Origin of the sequence: Nocardiopsis quinghaiensis, from assembly GCF_008638365.1 — a bacterium.
Taxonomy (GTDB): domain Bacteria; phylum Actinomycetota; class Actinomycetes; order Streptosporangiales; family Streptosporangiaceae; genus Nocardiopsis; species Nocardiopsis quinghaiensis.
In genome coordinates this window covers 110,358-125,467 of sequence record NZ_VWVU01000020.1, presented here as the reverse complement: position 1 = coordinate 125,467, position 15,110 = coordinate 110,358, and the positions used below count along the sequence as shown (strand labels likewise).

General features: G+C 71.2%; 12 protein-coding genes and 1 tRNA gene. 4 read left to right on the top strand and 9 right to left on the bottom strand.

Features of this window, described 5'->3' with window-relative positions:
- Together FYX01_RS19885 and FYX01_RS19880 are read right to left on the bottom strand one after the other, a co-directional pair.
- Nucleotides 1–304 (bottom strand): ClpX C4-type zinc finger protein (locus FYX01_RS19885; RefSeq protein WP_317846075.1); only part of this gene is annotated, 304 nt, incomplete at its 3' end.
- Nucleotides 305–616: 312 nt separating this feature from the next.
- Nucleotides 617–1,708 (bottom strand): TetR/AcrR family transcriptional regulator, encoded by a 1,092-nt coding sequence (locus tag FYX01_RS19880; RefSeq protein ID WP_150243591.1) that lies wholly within the window; start codon nt 1,706–1,708, stop codon nt 617–619.
- A 187-nt stretch (nt 1,709–1,895) separates the two neighbouring features.
- Here FYX01_RS19880 and FYX01_RS19875 point away from each other — a divergent pair, with 187 nt between their 5' ends.
- Entirely contained in the window at nt 1,896–2,606 is a 711-nt protein-coding gene (locus FYX01_RS19875) for a response regulator transcription factor (RefSeq protein ID WP_150243590.1), read from the top strand.
- Between the two features lie 34 nt (nt 2,607–2,640).
- Nucleotides 2,641–6,588, top strand: coding sequence for an MMPL family transporter (locus FYX01_RS19870; RefSeq protein ID WP_223830561.1), 3,948 nt, complete (start codon nt 2,641–2,643; stop codon nt 6,586–6,588).
- A 123-nt stretch (nt 6,589–6,711) separates the two neighbouring features.
- On the opposite strand, the gene FYX01_RS19865 is transcribed toward FYX01_RS19870, so the two are convergent.
- Nucleotides 6,712–7,977, bottom strand: a complete 1,266-nt coding sequence (locus FYX01_RS19865) for an SNIPE associated domain-containing protein (RefSeq protein WP_223830560.1) — start codon at nt 7,975–7,977, stop codon at nt 6,712–6,714.
- Nucleotides 7,978–8,800: 823 nt separating this feature from the next.
- Here FYX01_RS19865 and FYX01_RS19860 point away from each other — a divergent pair.
- Nucleotides 8,801–10,897, top strand: coding sequence for an acyltransferase family protein (locus FYX01_RS19860; protein WP_150243586.1), 2,097 nt, complete (start codon nt 8,801–8,803; stop codon nt 10,895–10,897).
- Between the two features lie 340 nt (nt 10,898–11,237).
- Here the strand turns inward: FYX01_RS19860 and FYX01_RS19855 are convergent, their stop codons facing one another.
- Nucleotides 11,238–11,744 (bottom strand): DinB family protein, encoded by a 507-nt coding sequence (locus tag FYX01_RS19855; RefSeq protein ID WP_150243584.1) that lies wholly within the window; start codon nt 11,742–11,744, stop codon nt 11,238–11,240.
- A gap of 38 nt (nt 11,745–11,782) precedes the next feature.
- Complete coding sequence (locus FYX01_RS19850; RefSeq protein WP_150243582.1) at nt 11,783–12,409, bottom strand: class I SAM-dependent methyltransferase; 627 nt, start codon at nt 12,407–12,409, stop codon at nt 11,783–11,785.
- 86 nt (nt 12,410–12,495) lie between these two features.
- Here FYX01_RS19850 and FYX01_RS19845 point away from each other — a divergent pair, with 86 nt between their 5' ends.
- A complete protein-coding gene (locus FYX01_RS19845; RefSeq protein WP_223830559.1) occupies nt 12,496–13,137 on the top strand; it encodes an XRE family transcriptional regulator in 642 nt (213 codons plus the stop codon).
- 144 nt (nt 13,138–13,281) lie between these two features.
- Here the strand turns inward: FYX01_RS19845 and FYX01_RS19840 are convergent.
- The 4 genes from FYX01_RS19840 to FYX01_RS19825 all read right to left on the bottom strand — a co-directional run bounded on the left by FYX01_RS19840 (nt 13,282) and on the right by FYX01_RS19825 (nt 14,992).
- A tRNA-Val gene (locus tag FYX01_RS19840) sits at nt 13,282–13,355 on the bottom strand.
- A 50-nt stretch (nt 13,356–13,405) separates the two neighbouring features.
- Nucleotides 13,406–13,864 (bottom strand): peroxiredoxin, encoded by a 459-nt coding sequence (locus FYX01_RS19835; RefSeq protein ID WP_150243581.1) that lies wholly within the window; start codon nt 13,862–13,864, stop codon nt 13,406–13,408.
- 112 nt (nt 13,865–13,976) lie between these two features.
- On the bottom strand, nt 13,977–14,402 hold the full coding sequence (locus tag FYX01_RS19830) for a DUF3052 domain-containing protein (RefSeq protein ID WP_150243579.1): 426 nt from the start codon (nt 14,400–14,402) through the stop codon (nt 13,977–13,979).
- Nucleotides 14,403–14,581: 179 nt separating this feature from the next.
- Nucleotides 14,582–14,992, bottom strand: coding sequence for a secondary thiamine-phosphate synthase enzyme YjbQ (locus tag FYX01_RS19825; protein ID WP_150243577.1), 411 nt, complete (start codon nt 14,990–14,992; stop codon nt 14,582–14,584).
- Nucleotides 14,993–15,110: the final 118 nt, after the last annotated feature.

Here is a 15,110-nt window from a genome sequence, read left to right as displayed (position 1 = left end):
CCTCCGAACGCACCCGCTTGTAGTGGTTGTACACCGCCACCGACAAAGCCTTCTTCGCCTGATCCTGCCCGATCACATACGAGTCCAGGAACTCATAGATCTCCCGCGGCTTGGGAAGCGAGTCCCACTCGTCCCCGGAGGGGAGGACGTGCTCGTCCTCCTCCATGATCTCGTTGCACAGGCCGACGCACTCGTCGCAGATACAGATGTGGCCCGGGCCGGCGATGAGTCTGCGGACCTCGCTCTGGTCCTTGCCGCAGAACGAGCACTTGAGCAGGGGCCCGCTGGCACCGGTGCGTGTCACTAGAAACGTTCTCCTCACGCGGGCCTCGCCCGGGTGGATCGGCGGGGTCGCCCCCCGAGGCCAGATGATCTCAACATCCGAAATCTCAAGGTATCCCCTGCCGGGGCGGGCCGCAAAGCAGCGCCGCCGCCTCCCACGCCGACCGGCCCGGATCCGCCCTCCCCCCTGGAAGCCAACCGAAGCTGACCTCCCCACGAAGTCGACCTGCATGGACCGCCGGGGGGCGAACCACTCCTCCACCAGCGACGATGCCCGGGCCCGGCCTCGCCGGTGTCCCGCCGGGAACGGTGGTTCCCGGACGCTCGGCCCCGTCTACCGGCAGCCCACCTCCGTGCCGTGGGCCGGCTCGAAGGAGGCGACGGCGTGGCCGGCGCCGCGGGCGTCGGAGCGGGCCACGATCCGCCCGGCGTGGACGCGGACGGCGGCCTCGGTGGTGTCACCGACCTTCGGCACACCCACCGCGGCGGCGATCTCACCGGACCCGTCGAACACCAGGCGCAGACCCGGCCAGGCCCTCTCCGGGAAGGCCTGGCGCAGGCAGCCGCACAGGTCGGCCACCGCCGTCCGGGCCAGCGGAATCCGCACGGCCGGGTCGTCGGTGACCACGACGGCGGTCACGGCCGCGTCGACCGGCGCGAAGCGCAACGCCTCCTCCACGGCCCCGAGGCGGTGCGTGCCCAGGACCACGACGATCCCGTCCTCGGCGAGGGACACGATTCGGCGTCGGACCGCGTCGAAGGCCTCCGGCGGCGACCAGTCCTCGTCGGCGGGCAGGGCCGGGGCGGTGTGCGCGATGTGCGGAGGCGGCCAGCCGTCGGCCACGTTCAGGTCGGCCAGCCGCTCGCAGGCGCGGACCACGGTGAAGGGGTCGACGAACCCGGGTGCGACACCGACCATCTGGCTGGTCCCGTACAGGGCGGTGAGCACGGCCTCGGCCACCCGTACCCGGCGTCCACCGGATTCGTGCGGGGGTTCCAGCGCCTCCAGGGCCAGCGCGAGCAGGACGGCGTCCAGGCGCATGAGCTGGGCGAAGGCCTGCCGGGTGGGCTCGTCGGCCAGGATCTCGGGGGTGAGCCCGGCACCGATCCGCAGGGGCGCGTCGGTGACGGGGAGCCGGGAGAACCAGGCGCGGGCGAGGGCGCCCAGCGCGGTGTGGGCGGTGTGCCCGGGGTCGGGGCGGGCGGCCTCGGCGGCGCGTTCGGCGGCCTCGGCCAGGACCGAGAAGTACAGGGCCCGCTTGCCGGGGAAGTTGGAGTAGACCGCGCCCCGGGTGAGCTCGACGCGCTCGGCGATGCGGTCGATCTTGGCGTCGCGGAAGCCGTGTTCGGCGAACTCGTCCCCGGCCGCGGCCAGCACGCGCGTCCGGTTGCGGGCCTGCCGCTGCGCCCTCGTGAGCCGGGCCATCGTCCTCCCTCGCTTCGGCGTCCGCCCATCCTACGGCGAGATGGCACGGTCACCCGGATACACGAAAAATCCCGATACCCGCACCATCCGGAGCCGGGCGCACGGGTCCGCCCTCCCCGGAAGGCCCGCTTCCCGGAAGGTGTGTCTCTCAGGGAGCTCTCATGTTGCCCTGGTTCGATGGGGGCCGATGAGCAAGAACACTATTCTCGTGGTGGACGACGCACCCAACATCGTCGACCTCGTCGCCACGGTCCTGAGCTTCCACGGCTTCCACGTGGTGACGGCCACGTCCCTGGGGCGGGCGCGCCGCGCGCTGGCCGACCACGACCCCGACCTGCTGGTGGTCGACGTCATGCTGCCCGACGGGGACGGCTACACGCTGTGCCAGGAGGTCCGCGAGGCCAGGCCCGACACCGGCATCGTCTTCCTGACCGCGCGCGACGCCCCCGGGGACCGCATCGCCGGGCTCACCTACGGGGGCGACGACTACATCACCAAACCGTTCGAGATGGACGAGCTGGTCGCCCGTGTCCGCGCCGTCCTGCGCCGCCTGCGGCCCAGTACCGAGGGCCAGGAGCGTCCCGCGCACCGCGTCCTGCGCGTGGACGACGTCGAGCTGGACCAGGACCTGTTCGAGGTCCGCCGCGCCGGGGAGCCGGTCCGCCTCTCGCGCACCGAGTACGAACTCCTGCTCCACCTCATGGACAACGCGGGCCGGGTGCTCTCCAGGGAGCAGATCATCGACCACGTGTGGAACGTGGACTACAGCGGCAGCTCCAACATCGTCGACACCTACATCGGCTACCTGCGGCGCAAGCTCAACACGTTGGGGCCCAACGTCATCCACACGCACCGGGGCTTCGGCTACACGATGCGCGACCGTCGGGGGCAGGCGTGAGCGCGCGGCGCCCGGCCGGGCCCGTGGAGGCCCCGTGACCCTGCGCGCCAGGCTGATCGCCCTGCTCATGGCGGTCACCACCCTGGCGCTGTCCATCGTGGTCTCCGTCGGCGCACTCACCCTGCGCGCCTACCTGACCGACCGGCTGGACGGACAGCTGGAGATCATCGCCGAGTTCGTCCGCGCCCGGCAGGACGAGATCCTGGCCAACGGTCCCGAGGCGCTGATCGGCGACGTGAGCGCACCCCGGGAACTCCTCGTCGAGATCGAGTCCGACTCGGTCGTCCACCGGGACCCCACCTTCGACTCGTCCCTGCTGGACGCGGTCTCCGGACGCGTGGACGAGGGCACACCGGCGACCGTCGAGCACGAGGGCTCCTCCTACCGGATCACGTACATGGAGCTGCCCCGCCACGAGGCGCGCCTGGTGGTGGCCCTGCCCCTGGAGCCGGTGGAGGCGGCCGTCGGGCGCCTGGTGCTGACCGGCGCGGTGACCTCCGTGCTGCTGCTGGCCGTGTTCGGCTCCATCGCCTCCTCCGTGCTGCGCTGGGGGCTGCGCCCGCTGGACGACGTCGTGGACACGGCCGAGGCGATCGCCGACGGCGACACGGACCGCCGGGTCCCGGTGGACCCGAGGCGGATCCGTACCGAGACCGGGCGCCTGACCGTGTCGATCAACCGCATGCTCGCGCACCTGCAGGCGGCGATCCGGTCGAGGACGGAGTCGGAGGAGCGCATGCGCCGCTTCGCCGCGGACGCCTCCCACGAACTGCGCACCCCTCTCACGGTGGTGCGCGGGTACCTCCAGATGCTCGCCGAGGGCGTGGTCACCATGCGCGGGCGCCCGGACGTGGTACCCCGCGCCCAGGCGGAGGCCGAGCGTATGTCGCGCCTGGTGGAGAACCTCCTGTACCTGTCGCGACTCGACGAGCGGGCCGAGGCCCCGCCCTCCGCGCGGCCGTCGGTGGTGTCGCTGGCGGGCCTGGTGCGCGACTGCGTGTCCGACGCGCACGCCGCGGCGCCCGAACGCCTCGTCCGCACCGAGGTACGGGACGAGTGCCTGGTCACCGGCGACCGTGACTCCCTGCACCAGGCCCTCGCCAACGTCCTGGCCAACGTGCTCACCCACACACCGTCCGACAGTGACGCGGTGGTGCGCCTCGAACGGGTCGACGGACAGGCCGTGCTGGAGGTCTCCGACTCCGGTCCCGGTATCGGACCCGAGTCGTCGGCCTTCGCGTTCGAGCGCTTCTACCGCGATCCGTCCGCGCACGAGCGCGAGGGCAGCGGGCTTGGCCTGTCCATCGTCAGCGCGGTCATGGCCTCCCACGGGGGCAGCGCCCGCCTCCGCTCCACGGTCGAGGACGGGACGACCGTGACCCTGGCCTTCCCCCCGCGCGACGCGGACCCGGGAGGTGTCGGTGACACACGCCTCACGCCACCGGACGGGTTCTCATCTGATTCTCATCCTCCTCGCAGGTCTTCCTCATCCGGACGCGGTGGCCTGGGTCCGTGGCCCGCGATCCGTCGGCCCGGGGGCCGGAACACGACACGAGAGAGGCGGAGCATGGCGACACTGCTGTACCGAATCGGAGCCTTCTCCTACCGAAGGCGATGGTGGGTGGTCGGAGTGTGGCTGGCGCTCATCGCGGTCGCCGCCACGGCGGCACTGACTTTCCGCGCACCGCTGAACGACACCTTCGAGATCCCCGGCACGGAGTCCCAGGAAGCCGCGGACATGCTCGCCGAACGCTTCCCGGAGCGCGGCGGCGGAACGGTCACCGTCGTCGTGCGGGCGCCGGAGGGCGAGGAGCTGACGGCCTCTGAGGAGTACCGGGAGGCCGTCGACGCCACCGCCGACGAGCTCCGGGACGTGGAGGGTGTGGAGAGCGTCACCAACCCGTTCGGCCTGCTCAACGACGCCCGCGGATCCTACGACGACGCTCTGGCCGAGGCCGAGCGGGAGGCACGCGACCTGGCTCGCCAGGAGGCCGAGGCGCAGGTGCCCGAGGGCACCCCCGGCCGGGAGGACATCATCGCCCAGGCCGAGGAGGAGGCCGCGGACAGGGTCGCCGAGGAGAGCCCCGCCTTCGACGAGGACGAGGCCCTCGGGCAGATCCCGCTGTTCTCCGACAGCCAGCGGGCGCTGCTGCTCCAAGTGCAGCTCGCGGAGTCCGACAGCGACGTCGGCCAGGAGACGGTCGAAGCGGTCCTGGACAGCGGCGACGCCGCACGCGACGCCGGGCTGACGGTGGAGTACAGCGGTCAGTCGCTGTCCACGGGAGCCCCGGTCATGGGTGCCGGGGAGGTCCTGGGCGTGGTCGTGGCCCTGGCCGTGCTGATCCTGAACTTCGGGGCCCTGGTCCTGGCCGGCATGCCGATCCTCATCGCTCTGGCCGGTGTGGGCCTGGGCATGGCCTCCGTCTTCGCCCTGGCCTCCGTGCTGGAGCTGACCAGCACGGCGCCCATCCTGGCGGTGATGCTCGGCATCGCCGTGGGCATCGACTACTCGCTGTTCGTCCTGTCCCGCCACCGCCAGCAGCTCGCCGAGGGCATGGACCCGCACGAGTCGACCGCGCGGGCGATCGGCACCGCGGGCAGCGCGGTGGTGTTCGCCGGGATCACGGTGATGATCGCCCTGGTGGGCCTGAACGTGGTGGGCGTGCCCTTCCTAGGCGTCATGGGCGTGGTCGCCTCAGTGACGGTGTTCACCGCCGTACTGGGGGCGATCACCCTGCTCCCCGCGCTGCTCGGTTTCCTGGGCACCAGGGTCGGTGCTCTGCGGATGCCGGTCCTGGGACACCGGTCGGAGGCCTCCCTGACCGCGAAGGAGACGCTCAGCAGCAGGTGGGCCCGGTTGCTGGTGCGCCACCCGGTCCTGCCCGTGGTCGCGGTGGTGCTGGCCCTGGGCGCGGCCGCTCTTCCGGCGGCGGACCTGCGTCTGGGCCTGCCCAACGACTCCACGGCCGCGGAGGACACCACCCAGCGCCAGGCCTACGAGGTCATCAGCGAGGAGTTCGGTCCCGGGTACGCCTCACCGCTGCTGCTGGTGGCCGACCTGCGCGACGCCTCCGACCGTGAGGCCGCGGCCGAGGAGATCGCCGAGCGCGTGGAGGGGCTCGGCGGTGTGGAGGACGTCCACGCCCCCGCCTACAACGACTCCGGGGACACCGCGATCATCACGGTGCTGCCGGAGGAGGGTCCGTCGAGCACGACCACCGAGGACCTGCTGCACGACATCCGCGACGAGCGCGGCGCGATGGAGGCCGACACCGGAGCGGTCGTCTCGGTCACCGGGGCGACCGCGGCGGGGATCGACATCTCCGAGCGGCTCAACGAGGCGCTGCCGCTGTTCCTGGCCATCGTGGTGGGGCTGGCGCTGATCCTGATGATGCTGGTGTTCCGCTCGGTGCTGGTGCCGCTGAAGGCCGCCCTGGGGTTCGTCCTCAGCGCGGGTGCGGCGCTGGGGCTGACCGTGGCCGTCTTCCAGCAGGGGCACGGCGCGGGCCTGATCGGTGTGGAGAGTTCCCCGACCCTGCTGGCCTTCCTGCCCATCCTGCTGCTGGGAGTGCTCTTCGGGCTGGCCATCGACTACGAGGTCTTCCTGGTCTCGCGGATGCGGGAGGAGTTCACGCACGGGGCCGAGGCGCGGGAGGCCGTGGTCACGGGCTTCCGGCAGGGGGCCCGGGTCGTCACGGTGGCCGCGGTGATCATGGTCTCGGTGTTCGGGTCGTTCGTGTTCGGCCACGACGAGATGATCAAACCGATCGCGTTCGCCCTGGCCGTGGGTGTCCTGCTGGACGCCTTCCTGGTGCGGATGACGCTGGTCCCGGCGCTGATGTCGCTGTTCGGCCGCGCGGCCTGGTGGCTGCCCCGGTGGCTGGGCCGGTGGCTGCCCTCGGTCGACATCGAGGGTGAGAAGCTCGGCCGCGCCGGCGGTGCCACGGCCACGGAGACCGCCGGGTCCGATACCCACCGCTGACCCGCCGCGCTCCCGTCGCCCCCGCCCGTGGACCGGGCGGGGGCGAACGCGCCTCCGGGTCCTTCTTCGCAGAAGGATCCGGAGGCGGAGAAGACCCGCACGCGGCCTGGACGCCTCGCCGCCTCAGTTCTCCTGGCTGGCCCTCCACTCCAGTGCCTCGGGCATCTCGCGGTATTCCAGCAGGTGTTGACCGGAGATGCGGGCCAGGACGTCACGCACATCGGCGGGGCTGGCGTGGAAGAACTCCCGACGCAGGTTGACCCGGTTGACCCTCCGGTCCTCCAACTCCTTGTGCAGGCGCGCCTCCAGGCCGACGGCGTCGTTGCTGAAGACGAGGGCGTGCACGTCGAAGCGGAAGGGCACGGAGGCGTCGCCCAGTTCGCGCACCCGGTCCAAGGGCTCCAGACGTCGTGTCATACCGATCTTGACCATATGCTCGCCGAAAGCTCCGATGTTGGAGATCACGTAGACATAGCCGGCACGGATGTTGGCCTCACGGTTGTCGACGCCCTCGATCGCCTCATCGGTCTCGGCGATCTTCGCGCGCAACTGCGCGGCCCCGTCCTCGTCGCCCTTGGCCTCCAACCTGGCCAACGCGGACCTGTAGTGGGACTGCTCCTTGAGTAGTCGCGCCTTCTCCTTCTCGAATTCGCGCCTAGCCTTCTCCTCCTCACGCTGCTGCTCCCGTTGTTCACGGACGCGCTCCTTCTCCTCCTCGACCTTGGCCTTGTAGTCCGACGTCAGCTGCAACTCATAAAGCCGCTGATGATGGTAGGCGTCGCTGATACGGATACTCATCGTCCCGCCGAGCTTGGCGATCGTCTCGCGTGTTTTTCCGAGCCGGTCGACGGCAGAGGCCAGTTTGTAGGGTTTCATCGTGCGGACCAGGTTGTCGGCCTCGGCGTTGTAGGCACGCAGCATGAGCTTGGAGAAGTCGCGCACCATCTTCCGCCCCTGGGCCGCCGAACCGTTGACCTGCCAGTCGGTTGCGGCGAGCACAGCGGTGTCGCCGCGCACCATCGCCTTCAGTGTGTCCTTCACTTCCTGCAGCCGGGCCTTGTAGGCGACCGCGTCGGCCAGCGGGTGCTCGTACTCATAGACGCCCGCCTCCTGAAGGAGCGCTGTCTCCTCGGCCTCCACGATCCGAGCCCTGGCCTGGACCACCTCCGAGCGGACACGGTCCAACTCGGCCTCGGCACGGGCCAGCTCCGAGTGCCACCGCGCGCTGGCGGCACGTGCGCTCTCCTCCTCCCGCTCGTGCCGCTCGCGCAGGGCCTCGGTCTCCGTGGCGATCCGCAGAGCCTCCATCCCCTGCAGGCTGGCCACCCACGCGCGCAGCTGGGAGTTCTCCGCGTCCAACTCCTCCAGCCGCTTCTTCTTGCCGAACAAGCCCGAGGCCGACGACCTCGGCGGAGTCGGGGCGGGCGGCAATCCACCGGGTTCCACGTGCCCGGAAACCGCCGGCGGAGGAGTCACCGGCCTCGGCCCGGCCTGCGAGGGGAGCCAGAACTGCCAGCCCGGAGGGGCCGGCGGCCACGAGGGGTCGGGAGTCCAGCCCTGGGGCGGGACCCACCCCTCAGGGCTGGCAGGCCAGTTCGGAGGTGGATTGAAGCGGTATCCGGAGACATGGTTCATGGTCGCTTTCCAGCCTGACGCGCACGATGGGTGATTTGTTACCTGGTGTCGATAACCCGAGTCGACATGGGCATTCAGTTTCTGGACGTGGGGCCCAGGAGAACGGATGACGCCAGAACATGCCGTGACAAAAGTGCAATCTCGGGCGCGCTCGCATATGCGCGGCCCAGATTCCGGCATTTCACCCACAAGGTGATCATCATGCTTTTCCGGCGAGTGGTTTGCGCACTATCCGCCACCGCGGCAGGACGTCCGGTCGGCCACACCACCCGTGGCAATGGCCGGATGCTCCGGTTGGCGCGCGGGGTCCGCGACGAGGGGGCGCGCACATCGTCTACCGTCACAGAACCGCTGGGGCAGCCAGCCGTGGACGACCCCCGCACGGCTCGTGACGTCGTACGGGTCGGCGACGCCGGTGGTGGCCACCGTCGCCGGTTATCAGGACCGGGAACCGCGCTCCCGCGGTCGTGACCGACCACGGGCCCGTGCGGGTACGCGCGCCGCCGTCCACACGACATCCCGGCGGTGGCGCGCAGTTCAGCCTCCGTCCCCCTCGCGGTCATCCGGGAGAGGCACAATGACCGCCCTCCCCGCACGAATTCGACCACGTGAAAGCGAGTGCCCGTCCGTGTCCCTCCCCACCTCCCCCACCGGGACCGGACGTGCGCAGCGCTCCGTCGTCGGCACCAGCGGGCACCGGCCCGAGATCGACGGCCTGAGAGCCGTGGCCGTGCTCCTGGTGGCCGCCTACCACGTCTGGCTGGGGCGGGTCTCCGGCGGCGTCGACGTCTTCCTGATGCTGACGGGCTTCCTCATCACCGCTTCCCTGGTGCGCGCGGCCACCGGCGGGACGATCCGCTACGGCGCCTTCCTGGCCCGGCTGGCCGCACGCCTGGTGCCGACCGCCGCCGTCGTCGTCCTGGTGACGTTGGCCGCGACGTGGCTGCTCCTGCCCGAGACACGGTGGCACGACGCACCGGGGGACGCGGTCGCGGCCATGCTCTACCACACGAACTGGCACCTGGCGCTGGGCTCGGTGGACTACCTTGCGCGTGAGGGCGACCTCAACCCCTTCCAGCACTTCTGGTCGCTGTCGGTGCAGGGGCAGTTCTACCTGGTGTGGCCCGTACTGATCGCGGTCGCCGTGTGGGCGGCCCGGCGCGGTGGACGCGATCCGCGCGCTCATCTGCTCGTCGTCCTGTCCGCGGTCTTCGCCCTCTCGTTGGCCTACTCGGTGCTGATGACCCGGGCCGACCAGCCGTGGGCCTACTTCGACACCGGCACCCGGCTGTGGGAGTTCGCGCTCGGCGGGCTTCTGGCCCTGCTGCTGCCGAGAATGGAGTTGCCGCGGGCGCCGCGGATGGCGCTGGGCTGGACCGGCCTGGCGTCGCTGGTGCTGTGCGGTGCGCTGTTGCAGGTGTCGTCCGTCTTCCCCGGGTACGCGGCGCTGTGGCCCACCCTGGCCGCCGCGGCCGTCGTCGTGGCCGGTACCTCCGGTTCGGCCCTCGGCGCCGACCGGGTGCTCACCCTGCGGCCACTGCGCTACCTGGGCTCGATCTCCTACGCGCTGTACCTGTGGCACTGGCCGCTGCTGGTGTTCTACCTGTCCGTCACCGGACGCGGCCTGGCGACCCCGCTGGGCGGTGCGGCCGTCCTGGCGGTGTCGGTGCTGCTGGCGGCGGTGACCACCCCGGTGGCCGACCGGCTGGCCGTGCTGGGACGCGGAACCGGGCGCCGGGCGGTGCTGCGCGGAACGGCGGCGGCGCTGGCCTGCCTGCTGCCCGTACTGCTCACGGCCGGAACCTGGGCCGGGCACCAGTCCGCCGAACGCGCCCGGTGGGAGGAGCTTCTCGCCGACGGCCGCAGCTATCCGGGGGCGGCCGTGGCCGACAGTGCCGGGACGCCGGACCTGCCGGTCTACCCGCCGCTGGCCTGGGCCGCGGAGGAGGCCCCCGTGACCTACGCCGACGGCTGCAACCAGACCACCGCAGACGCCGAGGTGATCACGTGCGTCTACGGCTCCGACGACCCGGTGCGTACGGTGGCGCTGGTGGGCGGCTCGCACGCGGCGCACTGGTTCCCCGCCCTGGAGGGCATCGCCCTGGCACGCGGCTGGCGGCTGGTCAACATCGTCAAGGGCGCCTGCCTGTTCACCGGCGCCCCGCAGACCTACAAGGGTGAGCCGTACACGTCGTGCGCGGAGTGGAACCGCGGGGTGATGGCCGAGCTCGAACGGCTGCGGCCCGACACGGTCTTCACCACGGGCACCACGACCAGTCTGGACACCTCGGCCGGCTACGGCGAGGAGCAGGTCGTGGACGGCTACGTGGAGCGGTGGCGCGAGTTGGAGGACATGGGGATCGACGTGGTCGCCGTACGCGACACCCCGAGGTTCCGTTTCGACGTACCCGACTGCCTGGCCGAGGCCGGTCCGGACGAGTGCGTCTCGGCACCGGAGGAGTCGATGGCGCCGGTCTCACCGCTGGAGGGGCTCGACCTGCCCGCGAACGTGACGGTGCTGGACCTGACCGACCGGTTCTGCGGGTCCGGCGTGTGCCGCCCCGTGATCGGCAACGTCCTCGTGTACTGGGACAGCGGCCACATCGGCGCGACGTTCATGCGCACCCTGGCGCCGGAGCTGGAACGGAGGTGGGCGCGGGCCGAGGGCTGGTGAGGCCCGCGACGGATGTCCGGGGCGCCCCCGTCAGGGGAACCGGCCCCCTCCCCTGCTGTCAGACCTCGGCGTGAGCGGTCCCAGGCGCACGGGTCACCCCGGCGCTCCACCACGGGGCCGAGACGGCGACGGCCGACGTGCCGGCCGTGGGTCTGGCCACGGCCGCCGCCCTGCGGCAGCTCCGGCGGGACGGACGCCTCTCGCGCGAGGTAGACGCGGGTGACAGCGGTCCGCGGTTCAAACTCGAACGCCCGGGGAGCCGTCTGCTACCGGCCGAACTCCGGCCCGTGGAACCCGGTCCCGCACTGTCCTGTACTCCCGTCCTGGAACAGGGGTGGAGTCAGCGTCCGGTGGCGCCGTCGATCAGTTCGCGGAGGATGTCAGCGTGACCCGCGTGGCGGCCGGTCTCCTCGATCATGTGGACGATCGCCCAACGGGCGCTGGGAGCGGGGCGCCCCGGCAGCGCCCGGGGCCGGGGGACCGGTGCGTCCAGGTCGGTGCACCCGTCGAGAACCTCGTTCGCGCACGCGACCGCCCTCCGGTAGCGGGCGACGACGTCGGCCGCCCTGTCCGCGGGCGCGGCCCGGAAGGTCGCCGACCAGTCGGTGACGACCTCCCCGAGGAACACCGACCGCTCGACGAAGGCCAGGTGTTCGAGCAGGCCGAGCAGGTTCGTGCCCGAGGGCACTCCGGCTGTGCGGACCTGTGGTTCGGGCGCGTCCTCTACCTTCGCGGCGATCGAGGTCCGCAGGTAGTCGAGGAACCCCCGCAGGACGTCGGTTTCACCGCCTCCGGTCCGGGGCGGCGGTGTGTCGCCGCGGCGGTCGCGGCGCGAGGTGGTGGACATGGTTGGCCTCCTTCGTGGGACGCGGACCCGGCTCCGGGTCAGGCGGTGCGGCGGACGAGCAGGACGTGGTCGGTGACCTCTGCGGTCTGCCCGCCGGCACCGGTCGCGGTACGGCGGGGCTCCTCGGCCCGCTCGACCGTCCACTCCGACGGGTCCAGACCGATCCCCGCGGCGACCTCGCGCGGGGCCGGGTAGCGGACGTCGGGGTCCTGGTTCCACGACCACGGCGCGGTCGAACCGTGGTCGACCACCAGCAGCCGCCCGTCCGGGCGCAGCGCGTGCGCGGCCGTGCGCAGGACGCTCGCCCGGTCCAGGTCCACGGGGGTGTGGAGGTAGTGGGCGCAGACCAGGTCGAACCGGCCCCGGGGGAAGGACGTCTGCAGGTCGTGCCGCTCGGCGGCGACCAGATCGCCCAGGCCGTGGGAGAGAGCGAGTCCGGCGAGTCGCTCGACCGCCACGGCCGAGACGTCGACAGCGGTGACGTGCCACCCCCGGCGGGCGAGCCACAGCGCGTCGCCACCGGTGCCGCAGCCGAGGTCCAGCGCACGGCCGGGCGGCAGACCCGCGACCGCCTCGGTGAGTCGGAGGTTCGGCCGCGGGTCGGCGGTCGCCGGCCGGGCCGCGTGGAAGCCGTCCCAGAGTGTGGCCGCATCGGTGGTGCTCATCGGAACTCCTTGTATCGGGATGCGCCCAGTCTCGTCGTTTCCGCTGCCATTGGCACGAAATCTTGCGGTTATGGCAAGCTGGTCGCGTGGATCGCGAAACGGAAGACGTACTCGACGTGGTGGGCCCGCGCCTGCGCGCCCTGCGGCGTGCCCGCGGCATCACCCTCGCGGACCTGGCGGCGACGACCGGGGTGTCGGAGAGCACCCTGTCACGGCTGGAGAGCGGGCAGCGCCGGGCGACCCTGGAGTTGCTGCTGCCGCTGGCCCGTACCTACGACGTCCCGTTGGACGACCTCGTCGGCGCCCCGCACACGGGCGACCCCCGGATCCATCTGAAACCGATCAGGCGGTTCGGGATGGTGTTCGTTCCGCTGTCCAAGCGGCCGGGCGGTACACAGGCGTTCAAGATGATCATTCCAGCTCGACCGGAACCGCTCGGACCGGCCCCGAAGACGCACGAGGGCTTCGAATGGCTGTACGTGCTCAACGGTCGCCTGCGGCTGGTGCTCGGAGAACGCGACCTGACGCTGCCGCCCGGGGAGGCGGCCGAGTTCGACACGTCCACGCCGCACTGGCTGGGCAGCGCCGACGGCGGCGCGGTCGAGCTCCTCATCCTGTTCGGTCTGCAGGGAGTACGCGCGCACGTGCGCACCAGCCCAGGGGTCTCCCCCGGTCAACACGAAGGACGACCCGGCGAGCGCGGTCACGCGCGAGCAGGGCCGCCCTGAGCCCGGTGGACCCTGGTTGAGCCAACTACAACCCGTGGGGCGAAGCCTCACATCGGGGGTCCGGGGGTCGCCCCCCAGAAGAAACGACGAGACGACCCGGTGAGGCGGCCGAAGGCCCCCGAACAGGGTCGTCTCGGAGTCGAGTGGGCGCGAAGGGACTCGAACCCCTGGCCTATTGCTTGTAAGGCAATTGCTCTAACCAACTGAGCTACGCGCCCGTGCGTCGGAGAAGATCATACCGCTTTGCGAGGATCCTCGCGCCTGGTTCTCAGGCGAGCTCGCGCAGCCGCACCAGGTACTCGCCCACGTCGCGCGGCTGGGAGGCCGCGGTGAGGACCGACCAGCGCACGGCACCCCCGGCGTCGACCAGGAAGGTGCCCCGCCGTGCTGTACCCCGTTCGCGGTCGAACACCCCGTAGGCGTCGGCCACGCGGCCGTGCGGCCAGAAGTCCGACAGCAGGGCGAACGGGAAGCCCTCGCGGTCGGACCAGGTGCGCAGGGCGAAGACCGAGTCCACCGACACCGCCAGGACGGCGGCGCCGAACTCGGTGAGTTCCCTGTGGCGCTTGCTCAGGTCGGCGAGCTCTCCGGAGCACACACCGGAGAAGGCCAGCGGGTAGAAGACCAGCAGGACGGGGCGGCCGCGCAACGCGGCCAGCGAGGTGTCCTGACCGTACTGGTCCTGGAGAGCGAAGTCGGGCGCGGCGGCGCCCACGGGGACGGTCATGAAACGCCTTCGTCGACTGGCGGCCCGCCGTCCGGCGGGCGCCCCTCAGGGCCGCGCGCCCGCCTCTGGGACGCGCGGCACCGGATGCCTCACCCTTCGCGGGTGGTGTCCGTCACCGCTTGGGGACGACCAGGCGCGTACCCGACCAGTCGGCTCCGACACTGACCGCGCTGGTCTGTGAGAGTCCGGAGGTCGTCGCGGCCTCGGCGACGTCGTTCGGGGACACGTGCAGCTCACGTCCCGCCTTCGGGGTCAGCACCAGAATGGTCCCGCCGTCGGCGATGGTGGTCACCGTGTCCATCAACGCGTCGGTGAGGTCCTCCTCCTCGTCGGACCGCCACCACAACAGTGTCGCGTCGACGTCGCCGTCGAAGTCCTCGTCGACCAGTTCCTCACCGGTGAGTTCGGTGATGGATGCGCGCAGGCCCTCGTCCACGTCATCGTCGAAGCCGAATTCCTGCACCACCTGACCCGGCTTGAATCCGAGTCGGTCAGCCAAGCCACGTTCGCTCTGTGCCTGGCCCGCGGTCGCGCTCACGAAAGTTCTCCTCCACAGATGGTTTTTCTCAATCTTGCCTGCACTAAGCAGTTGTCACAACGATGCCGGGCCATTGCGCCGCCCGTCACGTGGGTTCGCGACCATCGCTGATGGCCTAGTTCACACGCTAGCGGCATGTTCCGTCAACGCGCTGCCAAACCTGTCCGCGTTCCCTCCGCTCAGGAGGACGACAGGTAGGACAGTCGTACCCGCCGGTCCGGGTTGTCCACGTTCAGGTCGACGACGGCGATGGACTGCCACGTACCCAGTTCGAGTCTTCCCGAGACCACCGGGACGGTGGTCTGGGGAGCGACGAAGGCGGGCATCACGTGCGACCGCCCGTGGCCGCGCGAGCCGTGCCTGTGCCGCCATCTGTCATCGGCCGGGAGCAGATCACCCAGGGAGGCGAGGAGGTCGTCGTCGGACCCCGCCCCGAGTTCGATGATCGCCACACCCGCCGTCGCGTGCGGGACGAAGACGTTGAGCAGTCCGTCGCCCCCGGTCTCTGCGACGAAGTCGCCGCACTTGCGGGTGATGTCGGTGACGCTCTCCGATCCACCGGTGTGCAGCTCAAGGATCTGTGTCCGCATAGCGCCACCTTCGCGCAGGCGCGGCGCTCGTGCAACCATCCCGGTCCGGCTGTGGACCTCACGCACCCCCGTGGAGGGCCATACTCGTCCATCACATGTGCGAACCTGGTCGAATGGA